Annotated in this window: 22 protein-coding genes; 14 read left to right on the top strand and 8 right to left on the bottom strand. The window is 63.8% G+C overall.

Going from position 1 to position 18879, the window contains the following annotated elements; translation table 11 throughout:
- Nucleotides 1–29: 29 nt before the first annotated feature.
- Together LMT64_RS00840 and LMT64_RS00835 are read right to left on the bottom strand one after the other, a co-directional pair.
- A complete protein-coding gene (locus LMT64_RS00840; RefSeq protein ID WP_126352723.1) occupies nucleotides 30–545 on the bottom strand; it encodes a DinB family protein in 516 nt (171 codons plus the stop codon).
- Between the two features lie 86 nt (nucleotides 546–631).
- Complete coding sequence (locus LMT64_RS00835) at nucleotides 632–880, bottom strand: hypothetical protein (RefSeq protein ID WP_126352724.1); 249 nt, start codon at nucleotides 878–880, stop codon at nucleotides 632–634.
- Nucleotides 881–1044: 164 nt separating this feature from the next.
- On the opposite strand from LMT64_RS00835, the gene icd reads away from it, so the two are divergent.
- The 3 genes from icd to LMT64_RS00820 all read left to right on the top strand — a co-directional run bounded on the left by icd (nucleotide 1045) and on the right by LMT64_RS00820 (nucleotide 4661).
- On the top strand, nucleotides 1045–2298 hold the full coding sequence (gene icd, locus LMT64_RS00830) for an NADP-dependent isocitrate dehydrogenase (protein ID WP_126352725.1): 1254 nt from the start codon (nucleotides 1045–1047) through the stop codon (nucleotides 2296–2298).
- Between the two features lie 117 nt (nucleotides 2299–2415).
- Nucleotides 2416–3795, top strand: coding sequence for an FAD-binding oxidoreductase (locus LMT64_RS00825; RefSeq protein ID WP_126352726.1), 1380 nt, complete (start codon nucleotides 2416–2418; stop codon nucleotides 3793–3795).
- Between the two features lie 92 nt (nucleotides 3796–3887).
- Nucleotides 3888–4661, top strand: coding sequence for an IS982 family transposase (locus tag LMT64_RS00820; RefSeq protein ID WP_189643886.1), 774 nt, complete (start codon nucleotides 3888–3890; stop codon nucleotides 4659–4661).
- Nucleotides 4662–4804: 143 nt separating this feature from the next.
- Here LMT64_RS00820 and LMT64_RS00815 read toward each other — a convergent pair whose 3' ends face one another.
- Complete coding sequence (locus LMT64_RS00815; protein WP_126352900.1) at nucleotides 4805–5962, bottom strand: cation:proton antiporter; 1158 nt, start codon at nucleotides 5960–5962, stop codon at nucleotides 4805–4807.
- Nucleotides 5963–5971: 9 nt separating this feature from the next.
- A complete protein-coding gene (locus LMT64_RS00810) occupies nucleotides 5972–6469 on the bottom strand; it encodes a cation:proton antiporter regulatory subunit (protein WP_126352898.1) in 498 nt (165 codons plus the stop codon).
- A gap of 150 nt (nucleotides 6470–6619) precedes the next feature.
- On the opposite strand from LMT64_RS00810, the gene LMT64_RS00805 reads away from it, so the two are divergent.
- Entirely contained in the window at nucleotides 6620–7768 is a 1149-nt protein-coding gene (locus LMT64_RS00805; protein WP_126352896.1) for an FAD-dependent monooxygenase, read from the top strand.
- 98 nt (nucleotides 7769–7866) lie between these two features.
- Here the strand turns inward: LMT64_RS00805 and LMT64_RS00800 are convergent, their stop codons facing one another.
- Together LMT64_RS00800 and LMT64_RS00795 are read right to left on the bottom strand one after the other, a co-directional pair.
- On the bottom strand, nucleotides 7867–9735 hold the full coding sequence (locus LMT64_RS00800) for an ABC transporter ATP-binding protein (RefSeq protein ID WP_126352894.1): 1869 nt from the start codon (nucleotides 9733–9735) through the stop codon (nucleotides 7867–7869).
- Nucleotides 9736–9875: 140 nt separating this feature from the next.
- A complete protein-coding gene (locus LMT64_RS00795) occupies nucleotides 9876–11072 on the bottom strand; it encodes a 23S rRNA (cytosine(2499)-C(5))-methyltransferase (RefSeq protein ID WP_126352892.1) in 1197 nt (398 codons plus the stop codon).
- A gap of 372 nt (nucleotides 11073–11444) precedes the next feature.
- Between LMT64_RS00795 and LMT64_RS00790 the strand changes: the two genes are divergently transcribed.
- The 4 genes from LMT64_RS00790 (at nucleotide 11445) to LMT64_RS00775 (ending at nucleotide 14190) form a co-directional block, all read left to right on the top strand.
- On the top strand, nucleotides 11445–11786 hold the full coding sequence (locus tag LMT64_RS00790) for a PadR family transcriptional regulator (protein WP_126352890.1): 342 nt from the start codon (nucleotides 11445–11447) through the stop codon (nucleotides 11784–11786).
- Entirely contained in the window at nucleotides 11783–12118 is a 336-nt protein-coding gene (locus LMT64_RS00785; RefSeq protein ID WP_126352888.1) for a permease prefix domain 1-containing protein, read from the top strand. The genes LMT64_RS00790 and LMT64_RS00785 overlap by 4 nt, the downstream gene beginning before the upstream one ends.
- Entirely contained in the window at nucleotides 12066–12947 is an 882-nt protein-coding gene (locus LMT64_RS00780) for a hypothetical protein (RefSeq protein WP_126352886.1), read from the top strand. The genes LMT64_RS00785 and LMT64_RS00780 overlap by 53 nt, the downstream gene beginning before the upstream one ends.
- A 223-nt stretch (nucleotides 12948–13170) precedes the next feature.
- Nucleotides 13171–14190 carry a TerC family protein gene (locus LMT64_RS00775; RefSeq protein ID WP_126352906.1) on the top strand — a complete coding sequence of 340 codons (1020 nt, stop codon included), beginning with the start codon at nucleotides 13171–13173 and terminating at the stop codon, nucleotides 14188–14190.
- 95 nt (nucleotides 14191–14285) lie between these two features.
- Here LMT64_RS00775 and LMT64_RS00770 read toward each other — a convergent pair whose 3' ends face one another.
- Entirely contained in the window at nucleotides 14286–15611 is a 1326-nt protein-coding gene (locus tag LMT64_RS00770) for an FAD-binding protein (RefSeq protein WP_229253258.1), read from the bottom strand.
- A 159-nt stretch (nucleotides 15612–15770) separates the two neighbouring features.
- Between LMT64_RS00770 and LMT64_RS00765 the strand changes: the two genes are divergently transcribed.
- The 6 genes from LMT64_RS00765 to LMT64_RS00740 are packed head-to-tail and all read left to right on the top strand — an operon-like array spanning nucleotide 15771 to nucleotide 18527.
- Nucleotides 15771–16307 carry an HD domain-containing protein gene (locus LMT64_RS00765; RefSeq protein ID WP_126352882.1) on the top strand — a complete coding sequence of 179 codons (537 nt, stop codon included), beginning with the start codon at nucleotides 15771–15773 and terminating at the stop codon, nucleotides 16305–16307.
- A complete protein-coding gene (locus tag LMT64_RS00760) occupies nucleotides 16304–16774 on the top strand; it encodes a hypothetical protein (protein ID WP_126352880.1) in 471 nt (156 codons plus the stop codon). The genes LMT64_RS00765 and LMT64_RS00760 overlap by 4 nt, the downstream gene beginning before the upstream one ends.
- A 56-nt stretch (nucleotides 16775–16830) precedes the next feature.
- Nucleotides 16831–17094, top strand: a complete 264-nt coding sequence (locus LMT64_RS00755; protein ID WP_229253257.1) for a hypothetical protein — start codon at nucleotides 16831–16833, stop codon at nucleotides 17092–17094.
- A 27-nt stretch (nucleotides 17095–17121) separates the two neighbouring features.
- The gene (locus tag LMT64_RS00750) at nucleotides 17122–17331 is read left to right on the top strand and encodes an alpha/beta hydrolase family protein (protein WP_229253256.1); all 210 of its coding nucleotides are present in this window, start codon (nucleotides 17122–17124) and stop codon (nucleotides 17329–17331) included.
- Between the two features lie 14 nt (nucleotides 17332–17345).
- Entirely contained in the window at nucleotides 17346–17711 is a 366-nt protein-coding gene (locus LMT64_RS00745) for an alpha/beta hydrolase family protein (protein WP_229253255.1), read from the top strand.
- A 9-nt stretch (nucleotides 17712–17720) separates the two neighbouring features.
- Entirely contained in the window at nucleotides 17721–18527 is an 807-nt protein-coding gene (locus tag LMT64_RS00740) for a WD40 repeat domain-containing protein (RefSeq protein WP_126352878.1), read from the top strand.
- On the opposite strand, the gene LMT64_RS00735 is transcribed toward LMT64_RS00740, so the two are convergent.
- On the bottom strand, nucleotides 18528–18869 hold the full coding sequence (locus LMT64_RS00735; protein ID WP_170166044.1) for an HNH endonuclease: 342 nt from the start codon (nucleotides 18867–18869) through the stop codon (nucleotides 18528–18530).
- Nucleotides 18870–18879 lie beyond the last annotated feature (10 nt).

Genomic DNA, 18879 nt, shown 5'->3' with positions numbered 1-18879 from the left:
GATCTATCTTTCGCTGTCTGTACGGCGCCTTACCAGGTGTCTCCCCCGCCCGCTGGCGGCCAGGCCCCGATGCTCTGACGCACCGTGACCATCTGCCCGAAATGGTGGGCGGTGTGCAGCGCGAAGTCGGCCAGCAACTCGCCCACCGTTTCATCGTGGTTGACCGGGCTGGCAAGGTCCGGGCGGGCGGCGTGGGCATCGATGCGGGCCAGCAGGTCATAAAAATCGGTCTTGATCCCGCTCCAGTCTTCTGGCCCAACTTCGCGCCAAGTGTCACTGGCGTGCTCCGGGTACTCCTGGGCCTGTCCACTTTCGAGGATGTCCAGCATCCAGCGGTTCCACCAGTTCACATGGTCCAGCAGTTGCGCTGCCGAATGCGGTAAGGCGTCCGGGCGCTGGGTCGCCTGCTCAGCGCTGAGGTCGGAAATCACAGCCTCGACACTCAGAAAAGCCTGACCGCCCCGGAACAGTTTGGGCAGCAGGCGGGCAAAGGCCAGGGTAGAAGCCTGGGCGCGTTCGTCGGGGGCGGGGTCGGCGGAGGTCATGCGGTCAGTTTACCCTGCGCCCTCCTGCACCCCGGACCAAACGAAGCCGCCCACCCCAGAGGGTAGGCGGCTCAAGGCATGAGGGCTTATTTACCGTTCAGCGCGTCGCTGATCTGCTCTTTGGCCTGATCAAAGGAGGAGTTGGCGCGGGCGTTGTTGGCCTCGGCGCGGGCACGGTCAGCGCCTTCTTTGAGGTTATCCTCGGCGTTGTCCAGCGTGCCACCGGTGGTGCTTGCGGCGTCATGGCCAGCAGCACGGGCGCGGTCAGCACCTTCATTGACTTTGGAGACGGCGGCGTCTACCAGGTTTTCCAGAGCATTCTTGTTGTCAGTCATATCTTGAGACCTCCTTGTATGGAATGGCCTTAGTATTCCCAGCGGACCCGAGTTCAACGTAAGAAATCCCTCAACTTCCGTTGAGGCTTGACGGTACACCCTGGCTTGCCCTAACTCGGGTAGTAACACCACCCGGCACGCCGGGGCACGCTAAAGTGCTGGGTATGACTAGCCATATCAAAGTGCCTCAGCAGGGTGAGAAGATCACCATGAGTGGTGAGACCCTGAACGTCCCCAACCGCCCGATTGTTCCCTTTGTGGAAGGCGACGGCACCGGCCGCGACATCTGGCGCGCCAGCGTACGTGTGCTGGACGCTGCCGTGGAAAAAGCTTACGGCGGCGAAAAGAGCATCGAGTGGATGGAAGTCTACGCCGGTGAAAAAGCCAACGAAGTCTACGGCGAAGCCGTCTGGCTGCCCGAAGAAACCGTGCAGGCGTTCAAAGATTACCTGGTCGGCATCAAAGGCCCACTGACCACCCCTGTTGGCGGCGGTATCCGCTCGATCAACGTGGCACTGCGTCAAGAGCTGGACCTGTACGCCTGCGTGCGTCCAGTGCAGTACTTTGACGGCGTGCCCAGCCCGGTCAAGCGCCCCGAAGACATCGACATGGTGATTTTCCGCGAGAACACCGAAGACATCTACGCGGGCATCGAATTCAAAGACGGCAGCCCTGAGCGTGACCGCCTGCGCGACTTTCTGATCAACGAACTGGGCGTGAACAAGATTCGCTTCCCCGACACCACCGGCCTGGGCGTCAAGACTGTATCCAAAGAAGGCACCGAGCGTTTGGTACGCGCCGCCATTCAGTACGCGATTGACAATAACCGCAAGTCGGTGGCCCTGGTTCACAAGGGCAACATCATGAAGTTCACCGAAGGCTCGTTCCGCGACTGGGGCTACGAGCTGGCGAAAAAAGAATTCGGCGGCAAAGAGCTGGACGGCGGCCCCTGGCTGGAACTGCCAAACGGCATCGTGATCAAAGACGTGATCGCCGACAACTTCCTGCAGCAAATCCTGCTGCGCCCCACCGACTACGACGTGGTCGCTACTTTGAACCTGAACGGCGACTACCTGTCCGATGCGCTGGCCGCGCAGGTCGGCGGTATCGGTATCGCACCCGGCGCCAACATCAACTACAAGACCGGCCACGCCATCTTTGAAGCGACCCACGGCACTGCGCCCAAGTACGCCGATAAAGACGTGATCAACCCCTCCAGCGTGATTCTGAGCGGCGAGATGATGCTGCGTCACCTGGGCTGGAACGAAGCTGCCGACCTGATCCTGAAGGCCCTGGACAAGACCATTCAGGACAAGACCGTCACCTACGACTTTGCCCGTGACATGGACGGCGCCACCGAAGTCAAGACCAGCGAGTTCGCGGACAAGATCATCGCGAACATGGACAGCGTGAAGTAATCAAATTTGCAGGAAAAGGCAGAGGGCAGCGCGCCTTCTGCCTTTTTCATTGCCGGGTCTTCGGCGCAGGCAGCCCAGGCCCACGAACCCGGCTGTCTCCTGCCCTATCCTACCCCTATGCCCCACCCCAATTTCACCGCCGACGCCCTGCACGCCCTGACCGAGCGCTTCGGCGAGCGCCTCAAGATGACCGAAGCGGTCCGTGAGCAGCATGGCCGTGACGAGAGCCGGGAAGGCACAGTGCTCCCCGACGCAGTTCTGTTTGCCGAATCCGAACAGGACGTGGTAGACGCGCTGCGCTTGGCGCAGGAGTACGCGCTGCCTGTGGTTCCTTGGGCGGCAGGCAGCAGCCTGGAAGGGCAACTGCTTCCGGTACAAGGTGGGCTGTCGCTGGACGTCAGTGGATTGAATCAGGTGTTGGACGTGCGGCCTGCCAGCTTTCAGGCCACCGTGCAGGCGGGCGTGACCTATCCGGAACTGAACCGGCAACTGCGGCGAGGGGGCCTCTTTTTTCCGGTGGACCCCGGCGCGGAGGCCAGCTTAGGCGGCATGGCAAGTACCAATGCGTCAGGCACGGCGGCGGTGCGCTATGGCACCACCCGCGACAACATTCTGGGGCTGCGGGTCGTTCTGTCAGGGGGCGAGGTCCTAGACCTGGGCAGCCAGGCCCGCAAGACGGCGGCAGGCTACGATCTGCGCGGCCTCTTTATCGGGGCGGAAGGCACGCTGGGCGTCATCACTCAGCTGACGGTGCGGCTGCATCCGCTCCCGGCCCACGTTGCGGTGCTCCGGGCGGCGTTTGCAGACATCGCCCAGGCCGCTGCCTGCGCCGCCCACATCATGGGCGCGGCGCTGCAACCCGAACGCCTGGAACTGATTGACGCGGGCGAAATCGCCGCGGTCAACGCCTATCTGGGCCGGGACTACCCGGAATCCCCGACGCTGTGGATGGAATTCGCCGCGCCGACCCCCGGCAGTCTGGAAGAGACCCTGGGTGTGGCCCGCGAACTGTGCGCCGAGAGCGGCGGGCAGGGCCTACAGGAAGCCCACAGCGAAGCTGAACGTGCGGCGGTCTGGGAGGCGCGGCACAAGGCCTACTACGCGATCACCGCACAGCACCCCGGCCATGCTTTTCTGACCACCGACCTGTGCGTGCCACTGGAGTACCTGCCCGAATTGGTCGCTTTCTCGCACGGGCTGGCACAGGAGAGCGGGCTGGACACCAGCGTGGTCGGACACGTGGGAGACGGCAACTTTCACGTGACTTTTCACGCGCCGGCGGAAGACGCCGCCACCTGGCAGGCCATTCACGCCGTGTACGACAAAATGGTCACCCGCGCCCTGGCCGCCGGCGGCACATGTACTGGCGAACATGGCGTGGGACTGCACAAACGCGGCCACTTGGCACGTGAACATGGTCCGGCACTGCCGTATATGCGGGCAGTCAAAGCGGCCTTTGATCCACTGGGCATCATGAATCCGGGGAAGATTTTCTGATTGACTTTGTTTCTGATTGACCTTACGACGCCGTTTAGGGCCTGACCGCCCCCTGGTGAAGTGCGTCTCAGACACATAAAAATAGAGACGACATGGCTAAATATCGTCTCCACCATAGTCTAGGACGTCGGCACGTCATTCGCCACCTCTATTTCTGGGCTAAGAAGCATTTCAGCGACCAGAAAATCTGCCCGCACCAGAAGGTCACAGATGCCATGCTGGTTGCTCTGCTGCTCTCCCGTCTCGTCTTCAAGCATCCATTTCCTTCCATCTGGTGGAACATCCTCAAGGAAGACCGTCCCGGTCTTCCTTCCTACACTCAGGCCTACACCAGGGGCATCAAACTGTTGCCACTCCTAGAGCATGTTGCAAGCCCAGCTCAGCCCTGCACTGAAGTCGTAGTTGATTCAATGCCCCTCCCCATTTGCCGTCCCAAACGCACGCACCTTTGTCAGTTCCCAGGCGCGAAATGGGGATTTGGAACTCAGGGCGAGTTCTTCGGATATAAGCTGCACGCCTGGGTCACACCAGGTGGACAAATCGTTCAGTACGTCATCCGACCTGCCAACCTCCATGACGTTACGGTCAGCTATGAGCTGAATCTCAGATGGCCAGAGTTTGAAGGCCCAACCATCATTGGCGATAAGGGGTATTGCTGTCTGGGCTACGTGTATCCGCCCAAGAAGAACACCAGATATGACACGGGATGGCGAGAATCTCGCCATCCCAAAATCCGCAAACGTATTGAAACAGTCTTCTCTGCGCTTGTGGAAGCTCAAATCCGCTCTGCCCAAACCAAAACCCTGGGTTCACTTAAGCTCCGCGTCGTCTTAGCCGTACTCGCCCACAATCTTGCTAGGCCCTAAACGGCGTCTTACGAATGGAGTGAGTCTCAACCACACAGGCAGCTGTGTGATTGCCGTCACCCCTCGCTAGGGCCAATAAGCAGGCAGCAAGGAGAAGGAGGAAGGATGGAGGCGAAGGGTCATCAGGCCCTCTACATTCATCCTTAAACCTTTTTCCCCCATCTATCCACCCACTGTGCCAGCGGGCCGTCAAAACGGGCCAGCACCGGCCCCAGAATGGCGGTCATCAGGACATAAGCAGCGGTCAGCGGTCCAAGTACCGGCGTGAGCGCGGCGCCCAGGCCCGCGATCAGGATGCTGAACTCGCCGCGTGGGATCAACGTCACCCCGGCGCGGATTCGGCCCCGGGTCTGCACCCCAGCGCGGGCTGCCCCATACCAGCCCACCACGAACTTGGTCAGGGCTGTGACCAGCGTGAGCAGTAGCGCCGGGATCAGCACGGCAGGCAGGGCGGCCATGTCCAGCTCCAATCCGAAGAACACGAAAAATACGGCGGCGAACAGGTCACGCAGCGGCTCAGTCAGGGTGCGGACCCGGTGTGCCACCTCGCCGCTCAGGGCGATGCCCACCAGAAAGGCCCCGATGGCGGCACTGACGTTGATGATGTCCGCCAGGCCCGCCACCGCCAGCACCAGTCCAAAGGTACTGAGCAGCAGGACTTCGGCACTTTTGACATCCATGATCCGGCTGAGCAGATGGCCGTAGCGCAGGGCCAGGAAAAAAGTCAGGCCAAAGGCCCCCAGTGCCAGGAGCAGGTTGCCCCCAATTTGCAAGGCCGTGCCGCCGATCAACAGCGCGGCCACTACCGGCAGATAGAAGGCCATCGCCACATCCTCCAGTACGCAGACGGCCAGCACCACGGGCGTCTCGCGGTTGCCGAAGCGGCCCAGGTCAGCCAGCACCTTGCTGACAATGCCCGAACTGCTGAGGTAGGTCACGCCACCCATCAGCAGGGTGGCGAGCGGCGGAAAACCCAGCAGTACCCCGGCCAGCACACCGGGGGTAAAGTTCAGCGCCAGATCCAGCAGTCCGATACGGCGGTTGGCCCTGAGGTTGTCTTCCAACTCGCGGCTGGTGTACTCCAGCCCCAGCATGAAGAGCAGCAGCACGGCCCCAATCTCGGCCCCGATATGCACGAAGCTCTGGGCGGCTCCCTCCAGGTGCATCAGCTGACCCAGTCCCAGTCCGGCGATCAAATACAGCGGAATAGGGGTGAGGCCGATGCGACCGGCGAACCGGCCCATGAACGCCAGCGCCAGAATAACGACGCCGATCTGTAAAAAGAGCTCTCCCAGTGACAAGTCTGGAACCTATTCGCCCTGCATGCTGGCGTTGAGGTAACGCGCAGCCCTGACCACCCCATTCGGAGTGCCCACCACCACCAGCACGTCACCACTGAGGAGTGCCTGGGCGGGACCTGGGGCAGGGATGGCAACCCCGTCCCGCACAATCGCCACGATGCTCGCTCCGGTGTGGGTCCGCAGCATGGTGTCACCGAGGAGACGAGCGTGAAACGGGGTGGTGTTCTCCAGGGTGATCCAGTCAATCGCCAGACCCTCGATCTCGTTGGTGAGCGTGGTGACCTGACGGGTTACGGTGCTGCCGCCCAGCAGATCAGCGACCGCTTCGGCCTCTTCGGGGGTCAGCATAATGGTTTCAGCACAGGCGTCGGGATCTTCACGACTGGCGACGAAGACCTCGCGTTTGCCGTCGCGGTGCGTAATCACGCCGACCCGCTTGCCGTACTCGGCATCAAAGTCGAAGCGGCGGCCCACGCCGGGGAGGGAGGTTTCTTCGATTCGGGGCATGAGAATAGCGTAGCAGCCCACCGCCCGCCGGTGTATCACTGAAGGCCAGGTCAGGTATTCCAATACTTTCCAACAATAAGTAAGGTGTTCAAACACCGAGAACTGAATGTCCCATGCAGAAATTCTGTCTACCCGATTAAGCTAGGGGCCATGCAACTCAGTCATCAAAAGATCGTGATCGTTGGGGGGGGAGTCAGTGGTCTGGCACTGGCCCATGCACTGCAGCGCTACGGCGTGAGTAGCAGGGTCTACGAAGCCGCCCCCAGCCTGACGCATCTGGGCGGCGGCCTGATTATGGCTCCCAACTCGGTGCAGGTGCTGGAAGAACTGGGCCTGGATGCGGTGCTGCGTGTCCACGCTGTGCCGCTTGAGCAGATGGTCATTTTTGACGTCAGTGGCCGCGAGCTGTACCGCCGCAGTCAGCAGGAGGTGGCCCACCGCTTTGGCGGGCGCGGCCTGATGGGTCTGCCCCGCGCCGAACTGCACCGCACCCTGGCCGAGCATCTGCCCGCTGGCACGGTACAGACAGGCCACCGCCTGACTGCACTGGACAATGATTTTCAGAGCGTCACGGCTCATTTCAGCCAAGGGCAGCGGGTCACTGGCGACCTGCTGGTGGCCGCCGACGGGCGCGACTCACGGGTACGCGAGCTGCTGTATCCCGAAACCCAGCTGGTACGTACCGGAGACGTGGCCTATCGCGGCATCACCACGCTGGAACCCTCTGGGCCGCTGCGCCGCGCTTTTGCTGAATACTGGGGGGCGGGACGGCGCTTTACCTTTTTCCGGATGAGCCAGACCCACACCTACTGGCACGCTCCGGTACAGCAGCGCGCCACCGATCCCGAGCTGGGGCACGCCGAACTGTTGCACGAGTTCCGGGACTTTCCGGCGCAGGTTCAGGGGTTGATCGAGAGTACCGCCGCCGCCGACATTTCGGCGCTGCCGCTACGCGATCTCTCACCACTCCCGCAGTGGTGGAACCGCCGCACCGTACTGGTGGGCGACGCCGCACATGCCACCAGTCCCAATCTAGGTCAGGGCGCAGCCCAGGCAATGGAGGATGTCGCGGCGCTGGCCGAGCGCCTTGCCAAAGATCCCGACCGCGTGAGCGCCCTGCAAAACTACCAGCGCATCCGTGAAGCCACCGCCAACGCCGCCGTTGCCAACGCCCGCGCCTTTGGCGAACTGGGCCGCCGTGGGGGCCTAGGCCGCCTGGTCCGCAACGCCGCCCTGAGCATCAACCCTGACCTGGCCCGCCGCCGCATAGAGGCTTTTTACGGGGAGCACCACCACTAGGAGCGGGCACCAGGACCGGGTGGTGGACCGAAACGGTTCATGTGAGGGCAGCGGAACCGGCCTAGCTGCGAAACAGAGCCGCAAAACACAGCTGCGGCTCAGCGCACCGGGGAGCTGGCCAACTGCGGCGAGACGCCCGTATCCACCTGCCCCTGCTGCTCGGCCCAGGTGCGGTGCAGCTCGCCGTAGAGGCCACCCGCCTCCAGCAACTCAGCGTGGGTGCCGCGCTGGACGATCTGCCCTTGGTCCATCACCAGAATCTGGTCGGCGTGCTGCACGGTGCTGAGGCGGTGAGCGATCACGAAAGTGGTGCGCCCCTGCATCAGGCGGTCCAGCGCGGCCTGCACCAACGCTTCAGACTGGTTGTCCAGCGCACTGGTGGCCTCATCCAGAATCAGCACCCGGGGGTCTTTGAGCAGTGCCCGCGCAATGGCAATGCGCTGACGCTGCCCACCCGACAGCCGCAGACCACGCTCACCAACCACCGTGTCGTACCCCTGCGGCAGTTCTAAGATAAAGTCGTGGGCGTTGGCGGCCTGCGCGGCGGCCTCGACCTCACTTTCTGGGGCATCCGGGCGGCCATAGCGAATATTGTCACGCACGTTTCCGCTGAACAGCTGGGTGTCCTGCGGCACCAACCCGATATGTGAGCGCAGCTGCCTGAGGTCGTAGGCCCGCAGGTCGTGGCCGTCCAGCTCAATCTGGCCCGACGTGACATCCCAGAAGCGCGGCAACAGGCTGACCAGCGTGGTTTTGCCTGCGCCGCTGGGGCCAACCAGTGCCACGGTCTGCCCCGGCTGGACGGACAGCGAAATGCCGCTCAGGACGGCGCTGTCCCCATACGAAAAGCCCACATCCAGAAAGCGCACCCGCCCACGCGGCGCGGACAGTTCCAGGGGTGTGACTGGACTTTTCAAATCACTGCGTTCACCCATCAGCTCAAAGATGCGGCCCGAAGCGCCCGCCGCTTCCTGAAACTGGTTCACCAGCCCGGTCAGACCCGCGATGGCCCCAGCCACCTGAATGGCGTAAAAGAGAAAGGCGATCAGCGCACCGGGGGTCAGGTCCCCAGCCATGACCTGCCGACCGCCGAACCACAGCACCAACGCCAATGACCCGAAGGTCAAAAACGACATGGTCCCGCCCATCAGCGCCTGCCAGCGGGCGCGGCGCAGCGCCGCTTCGAAACTGGCCCGCACGCCCCGGCCATAGCGCCCCCGCTCGACATCCTCAGCTGTGAAGCTCTGCACCACCCGCACGCCGCTGATGGCTTCCTCGGCGCTGGCGTTGGCCCCGGCCACCTCATCCTGGAACTCGCGGCTGATCCGGCGAATCTGGCGGCCGATCACGACCGCCACGCCGATAATCAGCGGCAGCCCGACCAGGGCGTACAGACTGAGACGCGGGTTGGAGGTCACCAGCAGAATGACCCCACCGATCAGCGTGACGGTCTGGGTGGCCAGGCCGGCCAGCGCCGTGCTGCTGACGCCCTGCACCGTGCCCACGTCGGCGGTCAGGCGGCTGGTCAGGTCACCAGTGCGGTGCTCGGCAAAGAAACGCGGTGAGAGGGTCAGCAGGTGCCCGAACAGCCGCTCCCGCAGCGTGGCGACCACCCCGGCCCCCACCCGCGCCAGCAGGTAGGACTGCGCCGCCGCGAAAATGGCCGACAGCGCAAAGAGGCCCAGCAGCAAACCCACCGTGCGGTCCAGCAGCGCGGTGTCGGTGCTGCCCACCTGCAGGAATGAGGCGTCCACCAGGCGGCCCATCAGCAGCGGAAAGGCCAGATTCAGACCGCTGGACAGCAAGGCCGCCAGCAGGCCCAGCCAGAACAGGGGGCGGTGGGGCCGAGCAATGTCCCACAGGGGCCGCAGGGCGGACAGCAGCGATGCCGGGCGCAGCGGGGAATGCCTGGCCGGGTCTTCCTCAGATGATGGAGCCACCGAAAAGGTGGAAGATGGACGCGTCATGACCGCTACGTTAGCAACTGCGGGGATGGGGGAATGGGAACATTTGGCTTTTGAAACCGATCCAACCGGTTAAGCGAATACCCCCGCCCAGTCCACCGCTAGCCGGCCGTCCGCTACGCTGTCAGCTCTCCTTGTTCAAATCACTCCTCAAACTGCAAGTAGATCGCCTTGAGGTACTGAGCCTCTTCAAAGCTGGCATGGTGATCCGGGGCATGCTGAGTCTTCGCCACCTCACGCCAGTTCCGGCCACTGCGCTCGGCGGCCTGGCGGACCGTGTCCCAGAACTCTTCCGCGCTGACGTGCGCCGAGCAGCTGGCACTCAGCAGCAATCCGCCGCGTTCCAACCGGGCAATCCCATCGCGCGCCAACTTGTGATAGGCGCGGATGGCCCCTTCCCGCTCAGCCTCACGGCGGGCCAGTGAGGGCGGGTCCAGAATGACCAGATCGAAGGTTTCGCCGGGACCACCGAGCCACTCGAATACGTCGGCCTGCACGGTTCGGTGCGGCGCGGTAAGTTGCGGGTTCAGTGCCCAGTTGCGCTCACTGCTTTGCAAGGCGTGCCGCGAAATGTCCAGGCTAACCACTTCACTGGCCCCACCCTGCGCCGCATAAAGGCTGAACCCCCCGCTGAAGCTGAAGGCATTCAGCACCCGCCTGCCCCGTGCCAGATCGCGCACCCGGCGTCGGTTCTCCCGCTGATCCAGAAAAAATCCGGTCTTCTGACCCTGCACCACGTCCGCCTCGAAGGCCAAGCCCGACTCGCGGAAAATGACGGCCCCCGCAGGTGGCTCACCCACCAGCGTCTGCCCGTCGCTGAGGCCCACTGCTGCGGCCAGCGCCTGAATATTGCGGCTGAGGCGCAGCACCGCCCGGAAACTGGGAAACGCACCCGCCAGCAGGTCTAATATCAGCGGCAGGTGCGGGAACCACGCTGCCGAGTAGACTTTCAGCACCAACGTGTCGGCGTAGCAGTCCACCACCAATGCCGGAAAGCCGTCGGATTCGCCGTTCAGGACACGGTAACCGTCGGTATCTGCGCCGAACAGAGCGGCGCGGCGGTCCAGTGCGGTCTGAAAGCGGGCCTGCCACCACCCCAGATCAATGGTGGCCGGGCTGCCCGCGTGCAGCGCCCGCAGCCGCAGCGGCGAATGGGGATCGTACAGGCCCACCGCCAGAAAACGGTTGCGCTTGTCGTAGACGACGGCCAGCTCTCCGGCGTCGCCGTCGCGGTTCTGGCCGCGTACGCTGGACTCGTACACCCAGGGATGCCCCGCCCGCAGATGCCGCTCGGCGGCGGGTGAGACGGACAATTTCAGGCGGGGGCGCTCGGCAGACATGGGGCTCAGGCTAAAGCATCGGCAGGGATGACTCTGTTTGCCACCAACAATGGGGCAGAACCGTGCGCCAATCCTGAGCAAGATGGAGCAAAAGCACCACCTCAGTAATACCTAGACAGACTGGGCTTGACAAACTGAATACCCAGACGCACTATGTAGTCGTCGGTTACAGTTTCGCCCATCCGGGAAAAGCGCCCGGAGGTGCTCCACTTCCACCGATGACTCCTCTTTACCTTCTCGCTCTCGCTCGGGGTTTGACCGACCTGCATCGGTCCGCACCCGGTAGTTCTTCATGTAGACAGACAAGGCTTTGTAGGGCCGCAACCTGCCGGGACGCTGGCAGGCCCACGCCCACCCAGGAGGAAACCATCCATGCCCGACTTTCCCAGCCCGGATCTGCTGCGCGGCCACCTCGACCTGATTCTGCTGAGCATCCTCGAAGACCAGCCGCTGTACGGCTTCGCCATCATCCAGGCGGCCCGCAGCCGCAGCGACGGTTATTTCGATTTCCGTGAGGGCAGCCTGTATCCGGCGCTGCACCGCCTGGAAAAAGCCGGGTGGCTGCGCTCCCAAAGCGGCGAAGTAGGACGCAACGGCAAGCCGCGCCGCTACTACGCCCTGACCGCCGAGGGCCAGCGCCACCTCACCCACAAGCGCCAGGAATTCGAGCAGTTCACCGGGGCGGTGCGCCGCCTGGGCGGGAGCGTCGCATGACCGCCCACGCTGGGGTCCACTCCGCCGCGCTCACGCGTTACCTGCGCCTCGCCACGCTGGGCCTGCTGGGTGAGCAGCGCCAGGCCGCGCAAGACGAGCTGGAAGAACATCTGCTGACCCGCGCCGACCATCTGCACGCTTTCGGCCTGCCCTACGACCAAGCCCTCTCTCAGGCACTGCGCGATATGGGGTCTCCCCTGCTCGTCAGCGCCGGAATGCTCCGGGTGCATACCATGCCAAAACCTTGTCAGCGGCCTCGCGGCCCTGGGCCTCAGCGGCATGCTGCTGCCCCAGGCGCAGGCCATCACCGAGTCCCCCCGCGTGCTGCCTGAGCAGCAACTCCTGGCCCCCATCCTCAGCGGAAATTTGCTCTGCATCCCAGGCACAGACCATGAACCCCTCAACGGTCTGGGTGGCTGCCAGGAGAATGCCCTGCTGGCCCTGAGTACCGTTCGTCAACTGGCCCAGGCTGCCGGAATGACCGCCGCAGTAGCCGATGAAACCCTAGATGGTCAGGTGTACCGAGACGCGCTGACCATCTCTACCGGCCTGCATGAAGGCACCAGGACCATCCAGCTGCCTTCACAGCTACGCCGTGACGGGGAGGTGTATTACTCAGCGGCCACTGTGCTTAAATCCCTGACCGAAATTGTCCCGGATGCCTATCTCACGCCTCTGCCAAGGCTGGGGATGCAGGTGAGCGGGCTGAATGTAGATTTCGGCCTGGCCACCGCCAGCGAAGCCCAGCGCTTCTTAGATGACCTCTCTTTCCCGCTCGTCACCACCCTGCTGCCCGAAGTCTTTGAAGGCACGGCAGAGTGTCCAGACGAAAAAACGTGCGAGTTCGTCTTGCCGACCGTTGCATCTCCGGCAACGGCCCAGCTGTCCCGCCGCGTTCAGACGGGCCTGCCCGCCGGAGAAGTCGTCATGCTGGTGATGCCTGAGCCAAAGGACGGGGGCGGGTACTACGTCGCCACCGCCCCCGTGCAGGCAGGCGGCTGGGCCGAGTTGCGCGTCAGGGAGCAGCCGCAGCAGTTCGTCACCGACACCGCCGCCGTCCTCGCCAAGCCGGAAAACCTCGGCCACGCCCTGCTGGTCCGCATGACGAATACCCCGCTCAACGACCTCGCCAGCGGCATCATTCAGCCACAGTTGGATTAAGGCCTGCCTCTGCCCATTTGCGCTATAACAAATCCCATCTAGGGGAGTAGCGACCCAGCAAGGCTGGGTGTTCCGGAGCCGTCAATCCGCTGAGACAAAGTCTCATCCGGCCCGTGAGCGCAACCGCAAGACCTGGACAGACACCGCGAAGATGCGGCTGGCCTGTCCAGGCTTTTTTGTGGCCCTGGCAGCACCAACCACAGCGGTGACGGGGAGCGCAGCAATGGAATTGAGTGGAGTGTTCAGCGGTATGTGGTTGGGACAGCCGACTTATATGTGGCTGGTCTTTTTGAGCACGGTGCTGGCGCTGCTGGCCTTTGACCTGGGCGTGCTGGGGCGGCGGCGCAGCGGCGATGATGGCACCATCGGCGTGCGCCAGAGCCTGGGCCTGAGTGCGTTTTATATTGCGGCGGCGGCGGCCTTCGGCATGTGGGTGTGGGTGAGCTTAGGGCCGCAGAGCGGGATGGAATATTTCACTGGATTCGCGCTGGAAAAGGCGCTGGCGCTGGACAACGTCTTTATCATCAGCATGATTTTCGGGGCGCTGGCGATTCCCCGGGCCTATCAGCACCGGGTGCTGTTCTGGGGCATCCTGGGCGTGCTGGTGCTGCGGGCGGTCATGATCGGCCTGGGCGCGGCGTTGGTATCGCAATTCGACTGGGTCATGTGGATTTTTGCGGTCTTTTTGGCCGTGACCGGCGTACGGATGCTGCTGGGCGGCGGCAGCGACCACACCCCCGACCCGGCGCGTCATCCGCTGGTGCAGGCGCTGGGGCGGGTCATGCCGATCACGCCGCAGCTGCACGGCCAGAAATTTCTGGTGTCGCTGCCCGACGCCGCTGGGCGGGTACGCCGGCACGCCACCCCGCTGCTGGTGGCCCTGCTGATGGTAGAGGCCGCGGACCTGGTGTTCGCGGTAGACAGCATTCCGGCCATTTTCGCGATCACCAGCGACCCCTTTATCGTCTATACCTCCAACATCTTCGCGGTGCTGGGGCTGCGGGCACTGTTTTTCGCGCTGGAAGCGCTGATTCACCGCTTTGAATACCTCAAGGCGGCGCTCTCGCTGGTGCTGATCTTTATCGGCGGCAAGATCTTCTATGGGCAGCTGTTCGGCAAAGTAGACGCCGAAATCAGCCTGGGCGTCACGCTGTCGCTGCTGGCCGGGGGCATCCTCTACAGCCTGTGGAAGACGCGGGGAGGGACCCCGAAAGATGGTGACGCGCCTTCGCAGACCGCCTAAGCCTGATCCATCTTCCGTTGCTTATGTGTCCTGCCGGGTGGAGGACCGGTTGACACTCAGAACCCCTGGTTTTCCTGTTCCCCTTCCCCGCTGCCCTACTCGCCCAGCACTCGCCGCAGGTAGGGACTGCCAAAGCGCCGCTGGAGATCAAAATAGTCACGGGCGGCGCGAAAATCGGCCCAGCCGGTATACAGTGCCGCCAGTTCGGTTTCGCCCAGGCCGTGGAGGCGGCCCCAGGCAGGGCGGCCCCCATGTGCACGGAATACACCTTCAGCCTCGCGGAAATGAGGCCCGGTTACTTCGGGCGGCAGCTGAAGCGGCGCTGCCAGGGTGAGGACCGCCTGTCCCTCCCCTACTGGAGTGCCGAGCAACAGATCATCCGCTGCCACAAAGCGCACCCCCACCGGCAGTTGGAGCGCCGTTCCCGCTGCTGAGGCGCGGGCCAGGGCGCTACGAAGATCACGCAGCGTGGTGGTCAGAGCGGCCAGCGGGACAGCGTACTCCATCTCACGCAGGGCCTCGCTACTTGCAAGCAGCGCATGCTGAGGGGCCAGCAATCCCTCACTGCGGGTGCGGCCCTCAAGCAGCCCACGCACTGGCGCAGGCAGGGCTGAGAATTGCCCGCCCAGATCCGCTAGGGCACGGGCGGCCCCATCCACCAGCCCAGCCCCTGTCGCTGGTCGGTCCCCACCACTTTCGGCCTCGGTAGGCCAGGCGCGGCGCAGCAGTACGGCTTCGGCATCATCCTGATCTGGTCGCCAGGTCAGTGACACCAGCGGAGCAGCCTGGGCGTACTCCGGTCCCAGGGCCATCAGTTCGCCCCAGCTCACCGCGCGGGGGTCCAGCCGCAGCCGGGCGGCCGGGCGTACCCGCAGGGTCAAGCTGGTCAGGACGCCCAGCGCTCCCAGCGAGAGTGCCGCTGCGCCGAAATAGGCATCGCCAGGGCGCAACGTGTGGGCAGAACCCTGGGCGTCTATCAGGACCAGTTCGGTCACGCTGGCGGCCAGTCGGGAGCTACCCAGGCCGCTGCCATGCACTCCGGTACTCACCGCCCCGCCCACCGTCTGCGCGGCGTGTCCACCCAACCCTTCCAGCGCCAGACCGTGACTGTCCAGCGCCGCCGACAACTCGCCCAAGGGCGTTCCGGCCCAGACCGTCACCGTTCCAGTGTCCCGGTCCAGCGCCTGTACGCCGCGCAGCGCCGCCACGCTGAGCATGACTTCCTGCCCAGCGGCCAAGGGGCTGAGGGCCGTTCCTGCTCCCACCGGACGCACCCGTAGGCTCTGCTCGGCTGCCTGCGCAATAGCCGCTGCCACTGCGGCGGGCGTGCTTGGCGTCGCCCAGAAGCCAGGGGCTGCCTGTGCAGTGCGGGCGCGGTTGTGCCAGGGGCGGGGATCAGGTTGCCAGTCGGAAAAGGTCACGTCGCCTCTCACCATAAACCAAACGGGTCAGGGCCTTCTTCCCTGCGCTGCCCGGTTCCCTTTACTCTGTCTTCTCTTAGGCAGCGATCACAGCCCACCACACCTTATGCCGTCTAACAGCGTAGACCAGAGCCGTGTACAGGAGAGTTAAACTGCCGCATGAACCGTCAAGACGCCTACGATCTGATGCGCCAACATACCCCCAGCGAGTCGCTGCAGCGTCACATGCTGAATGTTGAAGCGGCCATGCGCTGGTACGCTCGGCACTGGGGCGAGGACGAAGAACAGTACGCCGTCACCGGACTGCTGCACGACTTCGACTACGAACTGCACCCGGAGCAGCACCCCACCTGGGGCGTGGACTATCTGCGCCAGAACACCGACGTAGGCGCCGACGTGCTGGACGCCATCATGGGCCACGCCGCCTACACCGGCACGCCGCGCACCACCCAACTCTCCAAGACCCTCTTTGCGGTAGACGAATTGACCGGGCTGATTCAGGCCGCTGTGCTGATTCGGCCCGATAAGGACATCCGGAATCTGGAACTCAAGAGCGTGAAAAAACGCTTCAAGACCCCCTCGTTTGCAGCAGGTGTGAACCGCGAGGAAGTGCAGCAGGCCGCCGAAGAACTGGGCGTGCCACTGGATGAGCACATGGCGAATGTGCTGCAGGCCATGCAGGAGATGGAGGAATGAAGCGCGTCATACTTGCCCTGACCCTATCTGCCCTGGCCAGCGCTGGACAGGCGCAGACGGAGACCTCCGAGCCCGTGAATGCGCCACCCACCTGGCAGCTCGCCACCCCATACCAGTGGGAGCGCCCTGGCCGCGTGGGTGAACCGATAGATGTGCAACTGCGCGTCAGCAGCCCAGCAGGTGTGACCGCCAGCTATCCCTGCACCCTCAGCGAGCCACCCAGCGTCAAGGTGACCCGGCTAAGTGAAGGCGGCGCCGATGAGCCGCTGTGGCTGACCCTGACGCCCGTCTGGGACGCCCCCACCTGCGAAGGCGGCGTGCTGGTCCTGCCCGAAGGTCAGCGGATGCAATACCGCGCCAATCTGAACGGCTTGCCCGCAGGCGATTACATGCTGAGCGGGTTCTGGTTCGGTGGGGAGGTGGGAAATACGCTGGGGCCGCTAAAGGGTACGCTGCGGCTGGAATAGGTTCTGACCGTATCTGCTTGCACCCTGCGTTCCGGCCTCCTGCCCTAGGCTCAGCCATGCGAAAACAGGTGCTGACGCTGGCGCTCGCGTTGCTGGCCGCCCCCCCGGCGCTGGCGGCCAGTCCTTATTCCGACGAGATCACCGACCTGAGCATCCGGCAGGCACGGACCTGGAATTATCCGGGCAGCGCCTTTACCGTGCGCCAGACCCTGAGTGCCGGCGCGAATTATGGCCGCTACCTGGTGAGTTACCAGTCCGAGGGCCTGCGGATTGACGGCCTGCTGACGGTGCCGGGCGGCTCGCCGCCGCGTGGGGGCTAGCCTGCTGTCGCCTTTATTCACGGCTACGTGCCGCCCAACGTGTACCGCACCACCGAGCGCTACCTGGCTTATCAGGACGCCTTTGCCCGTAGCGGTTTCGTGACGTTCAACCCTGACCTGCGCCGCGACCCCCGCGTGAATGGGGAGCGCCTGGGCATCTGGGGCCACTCGATGGGCGGGTTTCTGGCGCTGCGGGCCATGACGATTCGATTGACCCAGGCCTCAAGGCCGGGGTGATTTTTGCCGGGGTGGTGGGCGACTACTCTCAGCTGGCCTACGAGTGGCCGCACGACGTCCCCGTGAGGATCAGCGCGGCGGTGCGGCAGCGGCGGATAGACGTCGTAAACCGCTACGGCACCCCCAAAGACAACCCGGAGTTCTGGGCCAAGCTGAGTGCCAACTCGTACCTGCGTGATCTCAGCGGGCCACTGCAACTGCACATCGGCACGGCAGATAAAGAGGTGCCAACCGAGTTCCACACCCGGCTGGCCCAGCGCCTGCGCGACCTGCAAAAGCCGGTCGCCAGCTACGTGTACCCGAATGACGACCACAACCTCAGCCGCAATCTGAATGTGGCGCTGGAGCGGTCGGTGGCCTGGTTCAAGCGGTACCTCTAGACTCGGAAGATGCGGATCCTCTTCCTGCCCCTGCTCACGCTGCTGCTGTGCGCCTCCGCCTCTGCCCAACTTCGGGCTGATATTCAGAAAGATACGCCTGTTGGTCAGGCCACCATGCGGGTCTACGGCGGCGAACAGTTGCTGTTCCAGGCGACGACATCGGGGCTGAACGCGGTGACGGAAAGCAAGTTCAGCCCGGATGGGAAATGGCTGCTGAACATCGCAGACGGGAGCGGCTACGTGCAGCTCTGGGACGTGGAGAAGGGAGAGCGGGTGAAGACTTTTCTGAGCCAGTCCTCCCGCATTTTCGGGGCTGATTTCACGCCTGATGGTCAGCGATTGTTGCTGGATTTCAGCGGCTCGAAGGGAATGGCAGACTCACGCCGACCCGGCTATCTTCCCTCACCAACGCTCTGGAACCTGGCGACACTGGAACGCATAGCCTTTGTCTACAACGACAAGCGCGAGAGCTTTTACGATGGCAAGGTCACTTTCAGTACAAATGGTGAACGTATGGCCTTTATCCGGCAATCCAGCCATTCTTACGGCCCTGTCTCCGTCTGGAACGCCAAAACCGGCGCGCATATCGCCACCATCTCCCGCCTGCCTTACCCGCAGGGCGCAGCCCAGACGGGCGGGGCCGGGAGCGTAGACGCCCGCCTCTCGCCTGACGGACGCCGTGTGCTGGTGCAGTACGTGGACAGCAGACTGGCCGAATATGACGCGGGCACCGGCACACGGCTGAAGCTGCGCGGAGAGTTCAGCGCTGCCGACGCTGGGGCAGCGCTGGAACAGTTCGCCCGCGAAGGCCGCTGACTACTCGCGCCCCTTCGCCTTTACGCCTTTGGTGGCGGGCTGTTTACGCACCCACTTTACGAACTTCTGCACCTGCTCGTTCTGCTCCAGGGCTTCCAGCGTGTTCAGCTCGGTCGCCAGTTCACCTATGGAAAAGGTGCTGTGCAGGTACTGCTGACAGGCCGGGCACAGCCCTACGGTGGGCAGGTCCTGCGGCTTGATGCCCCGGCGCTTGCCCGCCAGGATGGGAATCAGGTGATGCTGCACGAGTTCGGGCACCTCGCGCTCACACAGGGCGCAGGGAGGGACGGCCCCGGCCAGAGGGGCTTCGGGCCAGGTGGACTGGGAATTACGGCGAGCCATGAAGGGAGCG

This window comes from Deinococcus radiophilus, assembly GCF_020889625.1.
GTDB classification, from domain to species: domain Bacteria; phylum Deinococcota; class Deinococci; order Deinococcales; family Deinococcaceae; genus Deinococcus; species Deinococcus radiophilus.
This window is presented reverse-complemented; position numbering and strand designations above follow the sequence as displayed.